16 protein-coding genes are annotated in these 15,890 nt (G+C 48.6%); 9 read left to right on the top strand and 7 right to left on the bottom strand.

The annotated features are described in order from the left end of the window. Positions 1 to 95: 95 nt before the first annotated feature. From EHS89_RS13070 to EHS89_RS13080, 3 genes are all read right to left on the bottom strand, one after another. Entirely contained in the window at positions 96 to 446 is a 351-nt protein-coding gene (locus EHS89_RS13070; RefSeq protein WP_124926602.1) for a hypothetical protein, read from the bottom strand. A 193-nt stretch (positions 447 to 639) separates the two neighbouring features. Next, positions 640 to 1,644, bottom strand: coding sequence for an MsnO8 family LLM class oxidoreductase (locus tag EHS89_RS13075; RefSeq protein ID WP_124926603.1), 1,005 nt, complete (start codon positions 1,642 to 1,644; stop codon positions 640 to 642). A 111-nt stretch (positions 1,645 to 1,755) separates the two neighbouring features. Further along, positions 1,756 to 2,508, bottom strand: a complete 753-nt coding sequence (locus EHS89_RS13080) for a helix-turn-helix transcriptional regulator (protein WP_229753607.1) — start codon at positions 2,506 to 2,508, stop codon at positions 1,756 to 1,758. A gap of 228 nt (positions 2,509 to 2,736) precedes the next feature. On the opposite strand from EHS89_RS13080, the gene EHS89_RS13085 reads away from it, so the two are divergent. Next, complete coding sequence (locus tag EHS89_RS13085; protein WP_124926605.1) at positions 2,737 to 4,665, top strand: FAD-dependent monooxygenase; 1,929 nt, start codon at positions 2,737 to 2,739, stop codon at positions 4,663 to 4,665. Between the two features lie 235 nt (positions 4,666 to 4,900). Here EHS89_RS13085 and EHS89_RS13090 read toward each other — a convergent pair whose 3' ends face one another. Further along, a complete protein-coding gene (locus EHS89_RS13090; RefSeq protein WP_211340342.1) occupies positions 4,901 to 5,338 on the bottom strand; it encodes a DUF3465 domain-containing protein in 438 nt (145 codons plus the stop codon). Between the two features lie 3 nt (positions 5,339 to 5,341). Then, the gene (locus EHS89_RS13095) at positions 5,342 to 6,250 is read right to left on the bottom strand and encodes an AraC family transcriptional regulator (protein ID WP_124926606.1); all 909 of its coding nucleotides are present in this window, start codon (positions 6,248 to 6,250) and stop codon (positions 5,342 to 5,344) included. Positions 6,251 to 6,418: 168 nt separating this feature from the next. Here EHS89_RS13095 and EHS89_RS13100 point away from each other — a divergent pair, with 168 nt between their 5' ends. Both EHS89_RS13100 and grxC read left to right on the top strand, forming a co-directional pair. Continuing rightward, on the top strand, positions 6,419 to 6,820 hold the full coding sequence (locus tag EHS89_RS13100) for a hypothetical protein (protein WP_229753588.1): 402 nt from the start codon (positions 6,419 to 6,421) through the stop codon (positions 6,818 to 6,820). A gap of 77 nt (positions 6,821 to 6,897) precedes the next feature. After that, positions 6,898 to 7,140, top strand: a complete 243-nt coding sequence (gene grxC, locus EHS89_RS13105; protein WP_124926607.1) for a glutaredoxin 3 — start codon at positions 6,898 to 6,900, stop codon at positions 7,138 to 7,140. 101 nt (positions 7,141 to 7,241) lie between these two features. On the opposite strand, the gene EHS89_RS13110 is transcribed toward grxC, so the two are convergent. Together EHS89_RS13110 and EHS89_RS13115 are read right to left on the bottom strand one after the other, a co-directional pair. Next, positions 7,242 to 8,024, bottom strand: coding sequence for a sulfite exporter TauE/SafE family protein (locus tag EHS89_RS13110; protein WP_124926608.1), 783 nt, complete (start codon positions 8,022 to 8,024; stop codon positions 7,242 to 7,244). A gap of 118 nt (positions 8,025 to 8,142) precedes the next feature. Beyond that, a complete protein-coding gene (locus tag EHS89_RS13115) occupies positions 8,143 to 9,786 on the bottom strand; it encodes a hypothetical protein (RefSeq protein ID WP_124926609.1) in 1,644 nt (547 codons plus the stop codon). Positions 9,787 to 9,861: 75 nt separating this feature from the next. Between EHS89_RS13115 and EHS89_RS13120 the strand changes: the two genes are divergently transcribed. The 6 genes from EHS89_RS13120 (at position 9,862) to rodA (ending at position 15,833) form a co-directional block, all read left to right on the top strand. Continuing rightward, positions 9,862 to 11,118, top strand: a complete 1,257-nt coding sequence (locus tag EHS89_RS13120) for a glutamate-5-semialdehyde dehydrogenase (protein WP_124926610.1) — start codon at positions 9,862 to 9,864, stop codon at positions 11,116 to 11,118. An 18-nt stretch (positions 11,119 to 11,136) separates the two neighbouring features. Then, positions 11,137 to 11,793: a nicotinate-nucleotide adenylyltransferase gene (gene nadD, locus EHS89_RS13125; RefSeq protein WP_229753589.1), complete on the top strand. Its 657-nt coding sequence runs from the start codon at positions 11,137 to 11,139 to the stop codon at positions 11,791 to 11,793. 16 nt (positions 11,794 to 11,809) lie between these two features. After that, on the top strand, positions 11,810 to 12,160 hold the full coding sequence (rsfS, locus tag EHS89_RS13130) for a ribosome silencing factor (RefSeq protein ID WP_124926611.1): 351 nt from the start codon (positions 11,810 to 11,812) through the stop codon (positions 12,158 to 12,160). 113 nt (positions 12,161 to 12,273) lie between these two features. Next, the gene (gene rlmH / locus EHS89_RS13135; RefSeq protein WP_124926612.1) at positions 12,274 to 12,741 is read left to right on the top strand and encodes a 23S rRNA (pseudouridine(1915)-N(3))-methyltransferase RlmH; all 468 of its coding nucleotides are present in this window, start codon (positions 12,274 to 12,276) and stop codon (positions 12,739 to 12,741) included. Positions 12,742 to 12,760: 19 nt separating this feature from the next. Continuing rightward, the gene (gene mrdA, locus EHS89_RS13140) at positions 12,761 to 14,704 is read left to right on the top strand and encodes a penicillin-binding protein 2 (RefSeq protein WP_124926613.1); all 1,944 of its coding nucleotides are present in this window, start codon (positions 12,761 to 12,763) and stop codon (positions 14,702 to 14,704) included. Continuing rightward, positions 14,697 to 15,833 carry a rod shape-determining protein RodA gene (rodA, locus tag EHS89_RS13145; protein ID WP_124926614.1) on the top strand — a complete coding sequence of 379 codons (1,137 nt, stop codon included), beginning with the start codon at positions 14,697 to 14,699 and terminating at the stop codon, positions 15,831 to 15,833. Before mrdA ends, rodA begins: the two co-directional genes overlap by 8 nt. Positions 15,834 to 15,890 lie beyond the last annotated feature (57 nt).

Consider the following 15,890-nt stretch of genomic DNA (forward strand, 5'->3'; position numbering starts at 1 on the left):
GGCGCTCTTTTTGTTTCATCTATTATGTCTGATCAATGATAGGCGGAAGTTTTGTCTAGCATTAATACCTTTTTGAAGCGGGAATAAGCTTTATATCACTGTAGAGTGGCGCGCTTCGGTCGGGTGTTGTTTGTAACGCATTTGTCTTGTTTGCCTGACCAATTGATTTTTAATGTATAGCCTTTGGGGCAGCCAGGTCGAAGCCCTTTTTTATTCTTTGCTACCTGAGATTTAAGAGCTTTAGATGATGAGTTGTTAGGACACTTTTGGCCTAGTTGTGCCTTGATGCATAACTCATACTTGTCGTAAGCGTTGCTGGAGCTATTAGGGGTGGGGTGCTTCTTATTGCATGTGTTGACGGCATCGTCAGCACAGTTGGCAAAAGCGCTGCCAGATAACGCAACTAAGAAGACAATGGAAGCCAGCGAAACAAAGATGTTTTTCATGGCTTTTCTCCTGCGTTTTTAAATTGATTACCTTATGTCCCCCTCGTTAAAACAATTATAGATTTAATTGGCCCGGTTCGCTTTTGGCTGTACTGTCAACGTAAGACAGATATAAAAAGAGCGCCAAAGGCGCTCTCTTAAAAATTAGTTGCTCTGGTGACTAGCCAATAATGCAGGCGTAATTTTGCCTGCGTTATAGCCCCTGTGCCAGCAGCTTATAACTATCTAAGCGGTCTTCAAAGCTATGAGTGACGGTCACGGTGGTGACTTCATCACAGTCAAAGGCGCTGGCCAGCTGAGTAATCTCTTCAGCACACTGCTCCGGTGTACCGACGGTGTATCCCTTAAGGATATGATCATAATCAGCCTGCTGGCTAACAGACAGTTGCTGATAGCGATCCTGCACTTCAGACGGCGTCAGGAATGCTTCACGCATACCCAGCTGAGCGGCCAGCTTACGGTAAACCGCAGTGCCTGCACGAAGCTTGGCCTCTTCTTCAGTAGCGGCACAGATACAGGCGATACCGAGCATCTTGTTAGGTGTGGTTTGGTGGCCCGCACGCTTCCACTGTTCCATATATTCGGTGAATATTTCAGGACGGCAGTTATCCGGATCGATAAACCGGGCCAACGCGATGTTATAGCCTAAATGTCCGGCCAGGCCTGCACTGCCACCGCTTGAACCCAGCATCCATAGTTCCGGCTTTGGTGAGCTGTCGGGCAGCACTTTGATACTGTGGAAAGGGTTGTCGCTCGGCATGCTGCCATTAACAAAGCCTTTCAGGTCCTGTGCCTGATTGCCGTATATTTCGCCGTTAGGCTGATGTGGAAATGCCAGAGCATGGGATGTAAGCCCGGTACCGCCCGGTGCACGGCCGATACCCAGATCGATCCGATCCGGGAAGAGCGTGGCCATCATCTTGAAACTCTCGGCAACTTTAAGTGGGCTGTAGTGAGTCATCATTACACCACCGCTACCCACGCGAATGTTGTTAGTGACGCTGGCAATGGCTGCTACCACTATCTCAGGACAAGGAATCGCGAAGTGGATACTGTCATGGTGCTCAGCAACCCAGTAACGGTAATAACCCAGTTCATCACAGGCTTTGGCAAGCTCTACAGTCAGCTTAGGTGCGTCTATAGCCGGATGGGAGCCATGGACTGGGGATTGATCAACAACAGACAGTTTAATATTCATTTATATCTCCAATATATAGTTAATATATTAACTATATATTGGAGATATATCAATCATCGGTAAGCTTAATGGGAGTTAGTAGCTCCGAAATGCCAGACATTGTGGCTCTGTTCATATAAACCGGACTAATTCGGACTTACGATTGATTTTAAGCTTTTTGAAAGCCCTTTTTTTATAGGTGGTAACTGTCGATTCAGACAACTGAAGTTCATTACAGATCGATTTTGCCGTATGACCCTGAAGAATCATATTACAGATCTGCGCTTCCCGCTCCGAGAGTCCTGATGCGAGTAGCGACTTAATCACACCACGTTGTTTACGTTCATCACGGAAGTGTTTTAACAGTAAAGAACCGATTAAGGAGGATGCCTGTTTCAGCGAGTTAAGCTGTATTTCAGTAAAGGCGTCTTCCTTCTTACTATAAAAATTCACATAAAAGAGATGTTGGCTTTTTCGGTCCAGTACGACAAATGAGAACTTGGTATCGAAATTAGGTACATTAAAAAAACGTTTGCGATAAACAGGAGGGAGTCCTCTTTTTTCTAACAAGCGGCAAGGTGCTACGTCAGTGTCAGAGAGTACGGATTCCTTCAGTTCTTTCAACAGCGGATCATCCAGATAGGAACCATCCAGATATAGTGAGGCCAGCTCGAGTCCAAGATCAGGACGTTCCACATTATGCGCTAAGCGGCAGGTAGCGTAATCGCCATTGGGTGAAAATTCAAAAACCATATACTGGTCGATTTGGGCAAAGCATTTCATCATTTGAAAGAATTTAGGATAAAACTCACCGCTTCCGAGTCGATCTATGCAGGCTGCAACCTGCTCAGGTATATCCTGCCAAATATCACGAGCACTGTGCATCTTCACCTCTAACTCTCCATATACCGCGAAGTATAGTTTTATGCCTGAGAGCATTTCTCTGGCGCTACCCTGCTGTAGCTCAAGCTTACAAGATTGCCATCATTCCAGCGTCCCCATTTTTAGATGACAGGCCCGCTTAGCTTATACATTTAGACTCTACACCATCAGTAAATGATGAATAAAAAATGACATACAAAAAAATACTGAGCCAGCTAAGAGGATTATGTGATGCAGTATCATCTCAATGGATTTAAACCCGGCAATTATCAGATTCCTGATTCAGCTCGAGAACCCGCAACGCCACCGCCAATGACGGATCTGCCAAAAGACGTTGATGTCTTGATTGTCGGCTGCGGTCCTGCAGGTCTGGCGCTGGCGAGGCAGCTATCGGAGTTTACTGACATTACAACCTGTATCGTTGAACAGAAATCAGGCCCTTTACTGTTCGGACAAGCTGACGGGATATCCTGCCGCACAATGGAAATTATGGAAGGGTTTAACAGTAGCGAAATGCTTGTTAAAGAAACATATCAGCTAAACCAGAACGCTTTCTGGGAACCTGATAACGAACAGCCAAATAGCATAAAGCGTACTCACAAAGTTCCCGATACAAGGATTGGTCTGTCTGAGTTTTCGCATGGAGTTGTTAATCAGGCACGGCTACACGATCTGTTACTCGAAGGAATGGAAAACTCAGTATCGCATCTTGTGCCCCATTACGACCGCCGTCTGCTTGAGTTAGATGTTGATACTAACCTCACCCAAGATCTGAATGCGCATCCGATTACAGCAGTATTTGAGCGGAACGATGTTTCTCAATCGTCCAAAGTAGAAACTGTTCGAGCACGATATGTCGTAGGTTGCGATGGGGCTAGAAGTGCTGTCCGTAAAAATTTATCGATAGTTTTAGAGGGTGATTCAGCAAACAAAGCCTGGGGGGTTATGGATGTTTTGTTAGTGACAGACTTTCCCGATATCAGAGTCAAAAGTTTTATACAGTCAAAGGAAAACGGCGCGGTGATGCTCGTCCCCCGCGAAGGCGGCTACCTGGTCAGGCTTTATGTAGAGCTCGACCTGTTGGATAGTGATCAGCGAGCGTCAAATCTTAACCTTACCGTCGATGATATTATTGCCAAGGCACAACTCATCATGAACCCTTATAAAATGGATGTGAAGGAGGTTGCCTGGTGGTCAATCTATGAGGTTGGACAGCGAGTCGCAGATCGATTTGATGATACTCCGGCTGATGATACAGAAGATTTAATTCCGCGTGCATTTGTTGCCGGTGATGCTTGTCATACGCACAGTCCTAAAGGTGGTTGGGGCTTGAATACATCGCTACCCGATACCTTTAATCTGGGTTGGAAGCTGGCGTCTGTTATACAAGGAAAATGTCAGCCAAAATTATTGCAAACTTACTCCTTAGAACGGCGGAAAGTCGCGCAAATGCTGATTGATGCAGATAAACAAATGTCAGCGTTGGTGGCGACCCGCCCTACAGCAAAGAAAGATGCTACTCAGGCTGACACGAATACAGCTGATATTGAGAAATTCATAGCCAGACAAAATGGATTTATTGCGGGAACATCTATTCAGTACGATCCCTCTTACATCTGTACTGGAGTAAAGAACCAGCACTTAGCGTGTGGATTTAAAATTGGCCAGCGTTTTCATTCAGCCGAGGCTATTCGAGTCTCAGATGCCAGACGACAACATTTAGGGCATCTGAATAAAGCGGATGGCCGCTGGCGTATTTTTGTTTTTGGTGATGAGAAGAGTCCTGTTGATAGCTCTTCGGGTGCCTATAAATTGATACAGTTTCTACAGAATTCTGAGTCGTCACCGATACAAAAATATACACCCGTAGGCGCAGATATAGATTCAGTAATTGATGTTTATGCTGTGTTTCAGCAACAAAACCTGTCAATTGAAGAACTGCCTGATTACTTATGGCCAGCAAAGGGCAAATATGGATTGAGGGATTACGAAAAAGTATTTTATGCCGAGGAAGGTAATAATATATTTGAGCAACGCGGTGTGGATCGTTCTAGCGGCTGTATGGTTGTGGTGCGACCTGATCAGCACGTTGCCAACATTTTACCCCTTCATGCATACGATGAATTAAGCGATTTTTTTGATGCGTTTATGGTTTCATAAGGCAAAGTCAGGTTACTAAAGCGCCTTGAGTCAATCGTTATTCCAGATGGGATAAGATGGTGGCGCGTAACTCGTTTTTTTCCGACATTCTAAAGAACTTACTAGGGGGCGAAATCAGGTATGACAGGAGCGCTTCTGGCGCTCCTGAAATCCTCTTGTCTGACAGGTAATAAGAATTTACCTCTATAGCCTGTGGCGTATCAAGGGCCTGGCGACTCTGCGAAGCGAGACAGGCCTACTCGTATCTGATCCCATCATGCTCAATCCATCCATGGGGATGTTTTCCCTGAGGGTCTCGGTGGGTCCAATGGATGACGCCACCCTGATTATTCCATTCGTATTCACCGTAAAAACGAATGCTGTCTCCCTCTCTGAGGCTGTTAATTCTGGGAGCCAGGTCGATATTGTGTGCGACCAGAATAGTTTGATCGTGGCTCAGGCGGATTAGAAAGCGCTGGTGGCGACTACCCTTAAGGTCATCGGACAGTATTTTTTTAACCACGGCGCTGCCCTCTATCTGAAGATCACTTTCGAGATCCTTAAAGGCCTGGAGTAAACGCTGATCGCTGGTTTGTGTCTGAGGATTTTCCGGGGCCGGAGGCTGGTAGGGCATCAGTATTGATGCAGCCACAGCGATAACGATTAGTATGATAATGCGATTGATTCGATTCACTGTTTAGCCCTCTCTGCCTGAGCGCCGCACTGCGCCGGGAGCTTGCCCGGTAATACTTTTGAACGCTTTTCTGAAGGAAACATCGGAAGTATAGCCACATTGTTCGGCAATACTGATGACGGATAGATCGGTGGTTCGTAACAACTCGCTGGCTTGTAGCATGCGCCATTCTGCAAGATAGCGTACCGGCGTTTGTCCGGTGAGTTCTTTAAACAGTTCACTAAAGCCTGTTCTGCTCATGCCGGCTGTCTGTGCCATCTGTTCAAGAGTCCACTCTTGTTGTGGCTGATCATGGATCTGGTTCAGTGCCTTGCCGATCCGTGGATCGAACAGTGCCGCCAGTATTCCCTGTTGAGGATTGCTGCCAATCTGACTGCGAAGAATGTGGATAAACAGGCTGTGGGTCAGGTGGCTTACCGAAATGGCAGTGCCGGGGGCATTATGCTCCAGTTCAGATATCATCAGCTTTAGTAATGTGCGGGTGTTATTCAGCTGATCGTTGTTGTTTAGTTCAAGTACTATCGCCTCTGGCAGGCTGTTCAACAGTGGCCAGCTTGCCGGATTGTCAAATTCAAAGAAACCGCAGGTAAGCCCTGTAATCGACCCTGTTATATCCAAATGTTCTGTATTGCTAACGGTTTCCTCTACCAACGCTTTGGTAGGGCAGTGGGGCTCACTGCTAAGGAAATGTTGCTGATCATGGGGGAATACCACCAGGTCACCGGCATTAAGTAGCCGGGGCTTTTTATCGGGTAAATGTAGCCAGCTTTGTCCGCTGTGAACCAAATGAAATGGAACCCGGCGGCTGCCTGACGTATCCACCGCCCAACAACCCTGAAAGTCGGTATGGATATAGACCTCTGCTTTCAGGCGAAGCCAGGAAAGCATTGAGCTTAATCCGTCACTCTGCATTCAAATATATTCTCTTAATAGTTAAGTTCTCGTACTAATGGTTATAAATTATGGCTTATCTGGCATACATCGTCCAGCCAGACTGTTTTAAAGTAAGGCTCTTCATGCGGTGCCTGAATTGGCCACGGCAGGGATTTACAGACTGTTCTGATAAGTGAGGATAAACCTATGAATGTTATAAGCCCCATGAGTGTTATTAAAAAAGTAACAACTGCGTTCGTATTATTAACAGCCATCCTGATGGCTCCGTTTGCCAGTGCTGGCACACCGGAAACCCGTGCTGATGGGGTGACAGTTATTCATCTGGATGAATACAGCGGTTATTTTTCTGCTAAAGAGACAATTGCAGGACTGAAGGCTGGTGAGTATGAGTTTGTTGTCACCAATAAATCCGACAAGCTGGTGGGTTTCCAGATCCAGAACTTTAAGACCCACGAAGGGCTGGATATGTTTCCGCTGGAGCCGGGTGAACAGCGTATCTCCCGGGTAACAGTTACCGGTGATGGTGTGCGCTTCCGTTGTCCGATTAATCCAACGCCCTGGTATGACCTTGATAACGTAAAAAGCTAAGCAGTAGATTAACTGGCGGGCCGGAAGGCTCGCCGATTATTTGTTTAATGATGACTAAATGATTGTGGAGAGCCGTTATGCGTCAGATAGAGATCTATACCAAGGACTATTGTCCCTACTGCAAGGCGGCAAAGACGTTGCTAAATCAGTTGGGCTGGAGCTATACCGAATATGAGATTAGTTCCGACTTCAGAAAACGTGAAGAGATGGTGCGCCGTTCGGGTCGCAGGACCGTTCCGCAGCTGTTTATAGCAGATGAACATATTGGTGGTTACGATGACTTTTCGGCTTATATCCGCCATTTATCGAAGCTAGCCTGATAATAAGCCAGGACTGCAAAGTATCTGTATGTCGGTAATCAAAGCACTGCTCTGTTACTACAGAGCAGCTTACGACATTGATAGATTACGGTACTTGCAGATTAAGCTAGTTGAGAGAAGTACACATCGTAAAAAAAGTACAGTGTAATGCCGATACTGGCGAAAATGACAAAATTGCGCACCCATTGCTGTGGTAACTTGCGTGAGAGATGAGCGGCGAAATATCCTCCCAGCAATGTGCCCGTCAGCACTACCGTACCTTCATACCAGGCGATAACGCCGTCATAAATAAATAGCGCGATCGCAATCAGTGATACAAAGGTGGATATCAGTAACTTAAGACCATTCATGGTGTTGATGTTGGTGTAGCCTGCCAGTGCAAGGTAGCTCAATGTGATGATGCCTAGCCCCGCATTAAAAAAACCGCCATACAGGCATACTCCGAACAGTAGCAACGCTAAAAGCACGCCGCCCAGGGCTGATGCGTGACGATGAGCGGAACTTAACTTTTTCAGTGCGAGATTAAGCTGGCCGCCGAAGATAAACAGCAGCGTTGCAAACAGCAGTAGCCAGGGGATCGCAATTCTGAATGCTGTTTCAGGGGTTTGTAGTAGTAGCCAGGCGCCTGCAATACCACCGATAAGACTGAGTATGATAAACCGGGGTAGATCTGCTTTCGCCTCTCTCAGGTCCTTGCGGAACGCCCAGGTGCCGCTCATATAGCCGGAACAGGATGCAAAGGTGTTAGTGGCGTTAGCACTGATGGGTGGGACGCCAACGAAGAGCAGGGCGGGAAAGGTGATAAAGCTGCCGCCGCCGGCAATCGAGTTGATTATGCCGCCCAGAATACCGGCAATAAACAGAATAATCAGTTCGGTGAACATGGTCAGGCCTGCGAAAAGTTAAGGATAAGACAGAGCATAGGCAAGAAGACTAATCCGGTACAGATACACTGTTTGCGTAGTTTTGTGAAAACTGTACTGTATAAAGAGTACAGGTTGTTCAGGGGGAAAGTTTATTCAGCAGGTGCTGAGCCTGTTTATCCAGCAATTTCTGGTAGTTCTCATTCACCGTTACAATTAAAACCTTATCCTCTTCGGCGCGCTGTATTCCTGCACCCGCCAGTAAACTGACCTTGAGATCGGGTGCTTCGCTCAATGCGGTATGGGTGATCAGCTCGTTGCTATCGGTGCTGCGGGTCAGGTAACGGGCTTCTTCCTGTAGCCGTGGCAGTTTTTTATGATGCCCCCGTACCAGTGCCATATGCAGATTTAAAACCGGCTTCAGCTGTCTGATACGCTGCTGATTAAACAGCTTATAGAGGCGGTTAAACAGCTGGCTTGCACAGATAGCGTTGATACCATGGGAGTCATCTTTATGGGGCTTGAGGAATGCCAGTTGCAGGTCGCCATTACTGATTCTGGCAGCTTCACCCTGATAGATGGCGATGACCATGTCCAGCATGCGGTAATAGTATTCCTGTAGTTCGTGTAGCTCATCGCTCTGGATGTTATCGGAATGGCCCGTAGCCAGATCAAGATAGAGTAGGTAGCCGGCATTTTCTGCCGCTACTATCAGTTCCAGCTCCTGTTCAAAAGCATAGAGATCCAGCTGTACTTCATGTTTAGCATTCTCGAACAGCGGGTTTTTAGTTTTCGGCCGCGGCTGAGGCGCGATATCTATCTCTTCAACAATAGGGTGTTGCTGAGGAGAGGTCTGTAATTCAGCTTTGTCGTTTTGCTTGTGTTCGGTGAAGGGAGCAAAACCTGGCATCTGCGGTGCATCATCGGACGGTCGTAACAGGTCTACCAGTTGTTCATCATCCTGCTCCGATGAAGAGTTCGGCCGGGGAATCGTTAATGTCCGGGGCTCGGATAGCTCAGATGTTGCTAGTGCAGGCACTTGTTTAAGGTCGGAGTCTGCTTCGGGATCATAAGCGTTAGAGGTTAGAGTCGGCTTGCTAATGATCGCTTCAGTTTCAGGTTCATTATTAGCGCCAGCTGATACAGGTTTAAGATCTTGTTTGTCATCGGGCTTGCGGGATGGGGCCTTTGTTTGGTTGATGAGGAACCAGCAGCCGATCAACGCCAGGATAATAACAATAAAGGCCAGAATAGATGCTTGTATCAGAAGGTTGTTCAGTTGTTGCAGATAAGGGGCTGAGTTTAGCTGCAATTCAAGAAACGCCAGCGTTTGTTTCTGCTGCTGAATAGTGATGTTCAGATGAAGATCGTTGCTTTCGCTGGACTCTCCTGCACGACCCAGTACCCGCTCTTTGGTATCGGTGAGTCGAATGGCATCGATATGCGGCTGACGCACCAGTTGGTTGAGAATGAAGTTAAGGCTGACAGGATCGGCTGCCAGCAGTGCAGGTTTTATCAGGGTAACCGTCTGTTGTCCCAGTAACTCACCTTGCTGTTGTGTTTGTTGTGCCGCGATACGCTCCGCAACCAGTGACAGATAAACCCCGGCCAGCAACAGACCACCCAGCATGATACAGGCAAGCAAAGCCACCAATCGCGTACGCTGGTTATCTGATGTTGCGGAGAAGTGCGGTTTATCCATATTCCGACGGTTCTGGTTCCAGGCTGAAGAGCCTGCAGATGATAACAGTAACTTATATCGCCGATAAACGGCTTTTTTCACAGAATCGCCAGTGTTGGCTATGGCCCATAGGCTGTAGCAGGTTATAATGGCCGGTCTCGACGGAGAAGGATAGTTATGAACGTTAAAGAGTATATGGCAGAACTGGGTCAGCAAGCACGGGTCGCAGCCCGCGCAATCGCTAAAGCTGATACCGGAATTAAAAACCGGGCATTACTGGCAATGGCTGAAGCGATCGATGAATCGCGTGATCAGCTGGTTGCTGCTAATGCTAAAGATCTTGATCAGTGGCGTGCGAACGGTCTTGATGATGCAATGCTGGATCGTCTGGAGCTAAAACAGTCTCAGATCGATACCATGATTGAAGGTTTACGCCAGGTGGCGGGTCTGCCCGATCCCATCGGCGCCATTACTGATATGAACTATCTGCCGAGCGGTATTCAGGTAGGTAAGATGCGGGTGCCTCTGGGGGTGATCGGTATCATTTATGAATCCCGGCCAAATGTAACAGTGGAGGCGGCCAGCCTCTGCCTGAAATCAGGTAATGCGACCATTCTGCGGGGTGGATCTGAAGCGATCCATAGTAACGCAGCGGTGGCAGAGTGTATTCAGACCGGTTTGAAGGCCGTAGGTTTACCTGAGCACACGGTTCAGGTCGTTAAAACCACTGATCGCGAAGCGGTTGGTGAGTTGATCACCATGCCTGAATTTGTCGATGTAATTGTACCGCGTGGTGGTAAAGGGCTGATCGAGCGGGTTAGTCGCGATGCTAAAGTCACCGTGATTAAGCACCTGGATGGTATCTGTCACGTTTATATTGATGACGATGCTGATAAGACCAAAGCGATCAATGTGGCGATCAATGCCAAGACTCATCGTTATGGTACTTGTAACACCATGGAAACGCTGTTGGTTCATGAGGCGCGAGCCGCTGAAATTCTGCCAGAACTGGCTGAACAGTATCAGCAGATTGGTGTTGAGCTGCGCGGTTGTGAAAAAACCTGTGCACTTCTGCCGGCGGCTGTAGCAGCGACAGAAGAAGATTGGAGTACTGAGTATCTGGCACCGATCTTGTCGATCAGGCTGGTGGCCGATATGGATGAGGCGATCAGTCACATTAATGCGTATGGCTCGCATCACACAGACTCGATTATTACTGAGAACTACACTAAATCCCGTAGCTTTCTGCGTGAAGTAGATTCAAGCTCGGTGATGGTGAATGCTTCAACCCGTTTTGCTGACGGCTTTGAGTATGGGCTGGGTGCTGAGATTGGTATCTCTACCGATAAGATTCATGCCCGGGGGCCGGTTGGACTGGATGGCCTGACATCGCAGAAATATGTAGTACTGGGTGATGGCCATATTCGCCAGTAACAGGATTAGTAAGTCCTGATGACTGATACAGCAAGAGTTTTTATGGGTGGGACCTTCGATCCCATTCATAACGGACATCTGCGTACTGCGCTGGAAATTAAGCAGTGGCTTGGGGTTGCCCAGGTGACTCTTTTACCTTCTAAAGTTCCTGTTCATCGTCAGCAACCTGCTCGTTCCGGCGAGCAGCGTCTGGCGATGGTTAAGCTCTCTATCGCGGATGAGCCGGGGTTGATAGCGGATGATCGGGAAGTCTTGTCAGACGAAGCTTCTTATTCAGTATTAACTCTAGAGTCCCTGCGCCGTGAGGTGGGGGATACAACACCTGTATGTATGGTGTTGGGAATGGATTCTTACCTGTCTTTGCCCCATTGGGAGCGCTGGCAGGAATTGCTGGATCTGTGCCATATTCTGGTCGTCAAAAGACCGGGCTGGGTATATCAGCCCTGTGAACTGATGCAGCAGATCAGCCGTCGGCATGAAATAACCGATAAAGATAAACTGTTTAATAGTCCGGCGGGACATGTGATCTTTCGTGAGCTGACGCCGCTGAGCATCTCAGCAACTCAGATCAGGAATCTGATAGCCGCTGACCAGTCGCCCCGGTATCTGATTCCTGATGCGGTGTGGGACTTTATACAACAACAGAAGCTGTATGGCTTTGAAAGTAAAATTTAAAGGTAAGTAATTAGTAATGGAAATGGATCAAATGATCAGCTCCGTGCGTGAAGCACTCGATGACATGAAAGCTCGCGATATAGTTGAGCTGGATGTGCGCAATAAATCAACAGTAACCGATCGCATGATTATTGCCAGCGGAACCTCAAGGCGTCATGTGATGTCTATTGGCCAGCATGTGCAGGAAGAGATGAAACATAAAGGCCTGCAGCCTATGGGTATAGAAGGCCTGGATACCGGCGAATGGGTGCTGGTAGACCTGGGGGATGTCGTTGTTCATGTGATGATGCCAGATGCCCGCGCCTTCTACGACCTTGAACGCCTGTGGGGCTTTGACGAAGCCGAATCAGCTGGTTCTGACGCCTGAATTATAAGATCTTAAACCGATTATCAGTAAGGTTCTCGGTTTGATAGGAATATCTTGTATGACAGGCTTTGTATGAAGGTTCTGCTATTTAAGCTCTGATATTAAGGTCTGATATGAAAATTCGACTGATCGCCGTCGGCACCAAAATGCCGGGTTGGGTTATTGAAGGCTGCAATGAATATATTAAGCGCCTGCCCCATGAGTTTTCACTGGAAATAGTTGAGATCCCTCTGGGGCATCGGGGCAAAGGTGCTGATCTGGCCCGGGCTAAGCGTCAGGAAGGCGAACAGATGCTGGCGGCTATACCCAAAGGCGATCGGGTTATCGCGCTGGAAGTCGGCGGCCGTAACTGGAGTACAGAGCAGTTGGCGCAGCAGGCTGAAAATTGGCAGATGTCGGGTCAGAATGTTTGTCTTTTAGTAGGTGGGCCAGATGGGCTTGCGCCGGAGTGTGTTGCCATCGCCGATCAGAAATGGTCTTTGTCCGGCCTTACCCTGCCGCACCCTCTGGTACGCATTATTCTGACTGAACAGTTGTACCGGGCCTGGAGTATCCTCCAGGGCCATCCTTATCATAAATAACCGGTAGATCATTGCTCAGATGTCAGCATTCGATAGCTTGAAGGATCATACAAAAGAGGGACGGGTATTTTTCTCCCGGTCGCTGATCGCTTTTGCCATCGTGTTACTGCTAATGGGTGTTTTGATTAGTCGTCTTTGGTTTTTGCAGGTGGTGCAGCATGAAAATCTGGCGGCACTTTCTGACGACAACCGGGTTCAGCTTAAACCTGTGGGGCCTACCCGGGGGCTGATCTATGATCGTAACGGAATCCTGTTGGCGGATAACCGTCCCAGCTACAGCGTCACGCTCCTGAAAGAGGAAGTGAAAGATGTAGATGCCACGTTGGCGGAACTGGAAAAGCTGATTCCGGTGACCGAGCGTGAGATGGTCTCGTTCAGAAAACGATTGAAACAGCGTCGCCGTCCATACGAAACTGTGCCTTTGCGCTTTCGTCTGACCGATGAAGAGATCGCCCGTATAGCGGTTAACTATCAGCGTCTCCCCGGGGTGCAGGTTGAAGCTGATCTGATTCGATATTATCCCTTTGGTGCCGGGCTGGTTCATGCGCTGGGTTACGTAGGACGTATTAACGAGAAAGAGTTAAAGCGGGTAGACCCAACCAACTACAGTGCCACCCATTATATCGGTAAGCTGGGTATCGAAAAGTTTTACGAGCCGCTGTTGCACGGTGAAGTGGGTTATCACAAGGTAGAAACCAATGCCCGGGGTCGGGTAATGCGGGTGCTGGAGCGTACCGATCCGGTGCCGGGTAAAGATGTAGTTCTGCATCTAGATATCCGTTTACAACAAGCGGCTGAGAAGTTAATTCACGGTCGCCGGGCTGCAATAGTCGCGATCGACCCGAACACTGGGGGAATCCTGGCGCTGGTAAGTAATCCGGGCTATGACCCGAATATGTTTGTCACCGGTATTAGTAGCAAAAATTATACTGCGTTACGTGAATCACCAGATCTGCCTCTGTTTAATCGTGCCCTGCGAGGGCAGTATCCACCGGGATCCACCATTAAGCCAATGGTAGCGATGGGGGTCATCGACAGTGGTGAGATAAGCCCTTCTCATACAGTCAGTGATCCGGGGTTTTATACGCTGACTAAAGGCGGGCGACGCTATCGTGACTGGAAACGGGGTGGGCATGGCAAAGTCGGGATGGATATGGCGATCTATCAGTCCTGTGATGTCTGGTTTTACGATGTGGCTAACCGGGCCGGTGTTGATGTGATTTCGGATTATCTGGGGCGCTTCGGGTTTGGACAGGTGACCAGCCTGGACCTGCCGGAAGCGTTACCTGGTATTTTGCCATCCCGGGCCTGGAAGAAAAAAACCGGTCGTGGATCCTGGTATTCCGGTGATTCACTGAACCTGAGTATTGGCCAGGGCTGGATGCTGGCTACACCGTTACAATTAGCGACCGCGACATCCGTGATGGCTAACCGGGGTGTTTGGAAACAGCCGCGTATGTTGAAAGGCGTGATGCAGCGTAGTCAGTCCGGTAGTGATGCGATCACAGAAGGTTCAGTCATTGATATTAGCGGACTTGAAGGTACCAGTGCGGTATTACCTGATGTAAAGCTGGATAACGAACAATACTGGCAGCGAATTGTTGATGCGATGATTGCGGTTGTTCATGGACCCCGGGGGACCGCCCGGAAAATAGGTACAGGCATTGATTTTCAGATCGCCGGTAAAACCGGTACTGCTCAGGTTGTAGGTATCAAACAGGATGAAGAATACGATGCAGAGAAACTGTCTGAGCGGAACCGAGATCATGCCCTGTTTATCTCTTTTGCACCGGCGGCTAAACCTGAAATAGCGGTAGCCGTTATTGTTGAAAATGGCGGCGGTGGTTCCAGTACTGCTGCACCGGTGGCGCGTAAAGTAATAGATGCGTTCATGGAACTTAAACTGCAGGATGAGGGTCAGTTGATAACTTCGGCAGAACAGAAGGGTAGTCCGGATGCGTGATTTTCAGCGGAGTATGCCTGATGCTCAGCCTCACCTGGCCCGCCGTCGTGGACTCTGGTCTTACACCCGGCTTGATGCCTGGTTGCTGCTGTTGGTCTTTATTCTCTGCGGCTATGGTTTGCTGATTCTGTACAGCGCATCCGGTGGCGATATGGGATATGTCACCCGACAGGCTATCCGGATGGGGGCGGGTTTTTTTGTGATGGTGGTGCTGGCCCAGCTTCGGCCTCAGCTCTTCGCCCGCTGGGCGCCGGCGATGTATGTGGTATGTATCGGGTTATTGTTGGCGGTAATACTCGTTGGTGTAGGTGCGAAAGGCGCACAGCGTTGGATTGCGTTACCCGGATTTAGGTTTCAGCCATCGGAAATTTTAAAACTGGTGCTACCTCTGATGATCGCCTGCTATCTGGCGAGCCGTCCGTTACCACCAAGTTTCAGGCATATCATGATCTCGCTGGTGTTGATATTTGTACCGGTGGTGATGATTATGAAACAGCCGGATCTGGGTACCTCCTTGTTGATAGGCGCTTCAGGGGTGTTTGTTCTGCTTTTATCGGGTATTTACTGGCGCTATATTTTTGCCGCGTTAGGGGTGGCTGCTGCAGGCTTGCCTGGCTTGTGGATGGTGATGAAAGATTATCAGAAACAGCGGGTGCTGACGTTTCTGGACCCGGAAAGTGATCCGTTAGGTTCTGGCTGGAATATTATTCAGTCCAAGGCGGCCATAGGCTCAGGTGGACTTGACGGCAAAGGCTGGATGCAGGGGACTCAGTCGCAACTGGATTTTCTGCCGGAGAGTCATACCGATTTTATTATTGCGGTACTGGCAGAAGAGATGGGGATGGTGGGTGTGCTGATTTTGTTGGCTATCTATCTGCTGATAATTGCCCGTGGTTTGGTTATCGCGGTTAAAGCGCAGGATAGCTTTGGTCGTCTGGTGGCAGGTAGTGTAACCCTGACCTTCTTTGTCTATATTTTTGTCAATATCGGCATGGTGAGCGGTTTGCTGCCAGTGGTAGGTGTGCCTCTGCCATTGGTAAGTTACGGCGGTACCTCAATTGTTACCCTGATGGCCGGGTTTGGATTATTGATGTCGGTGCAGGCACACCGCAAGATGATAAGTCACTAAGCCGTTATAAAAAAAACTGCATAGCATTTAGCGGTTTTGTTCAGCGGGCTCTGTGAT

This window comes from Amphritea balenae (assembly GCF_003858655.1).
GTDB classification, from domain to species: domain Bacteria; phylum Pseudomonadota; class Gammaproteobacteria; order Pseudomonadales; family Balneatricaceae; genus Amphritea; species Amphritea balenae.

Bases quoted from the DNA above. Each gene is read 5' to 3' on its own strand.
- mrdA (WP_124926613.1), top strand. From the start codon at position 12,761: ATGTCAGCATTCGATAGCTTGAAGGATCATACAAAAGAGGGACGGGTA.
- grxC (WP_124926607.1), top strand. From the start codon at position 6,898: ATGCGTCAGATAGAGATCTATACCAAGGACTATTGTCCCTACTGCAAG.
- EHS89_RS13095 (WP_124926606.1), bottom strand. From the start codon at position 6,250: ATGCAGAGTGACGGATTAAGCTCAATGCTTTCCTGGCTTCGCCTGAAA.
- EHS89_RS13100 (WP_229753588.1), top strand. From the start codon at position 6,419: ATGAATGTTATAAGCCCCATGAGTGTTATTAAAAAAGTAACAACTGCG.
- nadD (WP_229753589.1), top strand. From the start codon at position 11,137: ATGACTGATACAGCAAGAGTTTTTATGGGTGGGACCTTCGATCCCATT.
- EHS89_RS13075 (WP_124926603.1), bottom strand. From the start codon at position 1,644: ATGAATATTAAACTGTCTGTTGTTGATCAATCCCCAGTCCATGGCTCC.
- rsfS (WP_124926611.1), top strand. From the start codon at position 11,810: ATGGAAATGGATCAAATGATCAGCTCCGTGCGTGAAGCACTCGATGAC.
- rodA (WP_124926614.1), top strand. From the start codon at position 14,697: ATGCGTGATTTTCAGCGGAGTATGCCTGATGCTCAGCCTCACCTGGCC.
- EHS89_RS13080 (WP_229753607.1), bottom strand. From the start codon at position 2,508: ATGCACAGTGCTCGTGATATTTGGCAGGATATACCTGAGCAGGTTGCA.
- EHS89_RS13110 (WP_124926608.1), bottom strand. From the start codon at position 8,024: ATGTTCACCGAACTGATTATTCTGTTTATTGCCGGTATTCTGGGCGGC.
- EHS89_RS13120 (WP_124926610.1), top strand. From the start codon at position 9,862: ATGAACGTTAAAGAGTATATGGCAGAACTGGGTCAGCAAGCACGGGTC.
- EHS89_RS13070 (WP_124926602.1), bottom strand. From the start codon at position 446: ATGAAAAACATCTTTGTTTCGCTGGCTTCCATTGTCTTCTTAGTTGCG.
- EHS89_RS13085 (WP_124926605.1), top strand. From the start codon at position 2,737: ATGCAGTATCATCTCAATGGATTTAAACCCGGCAATTATCAGATTCCT.
- rlmH (WP_124926612.1), top strand. From the start codon at position 12,274: ATGAAAATTCGACTGATCGCCGTCGGCACCAAAATGCCGGGTTGGGTT.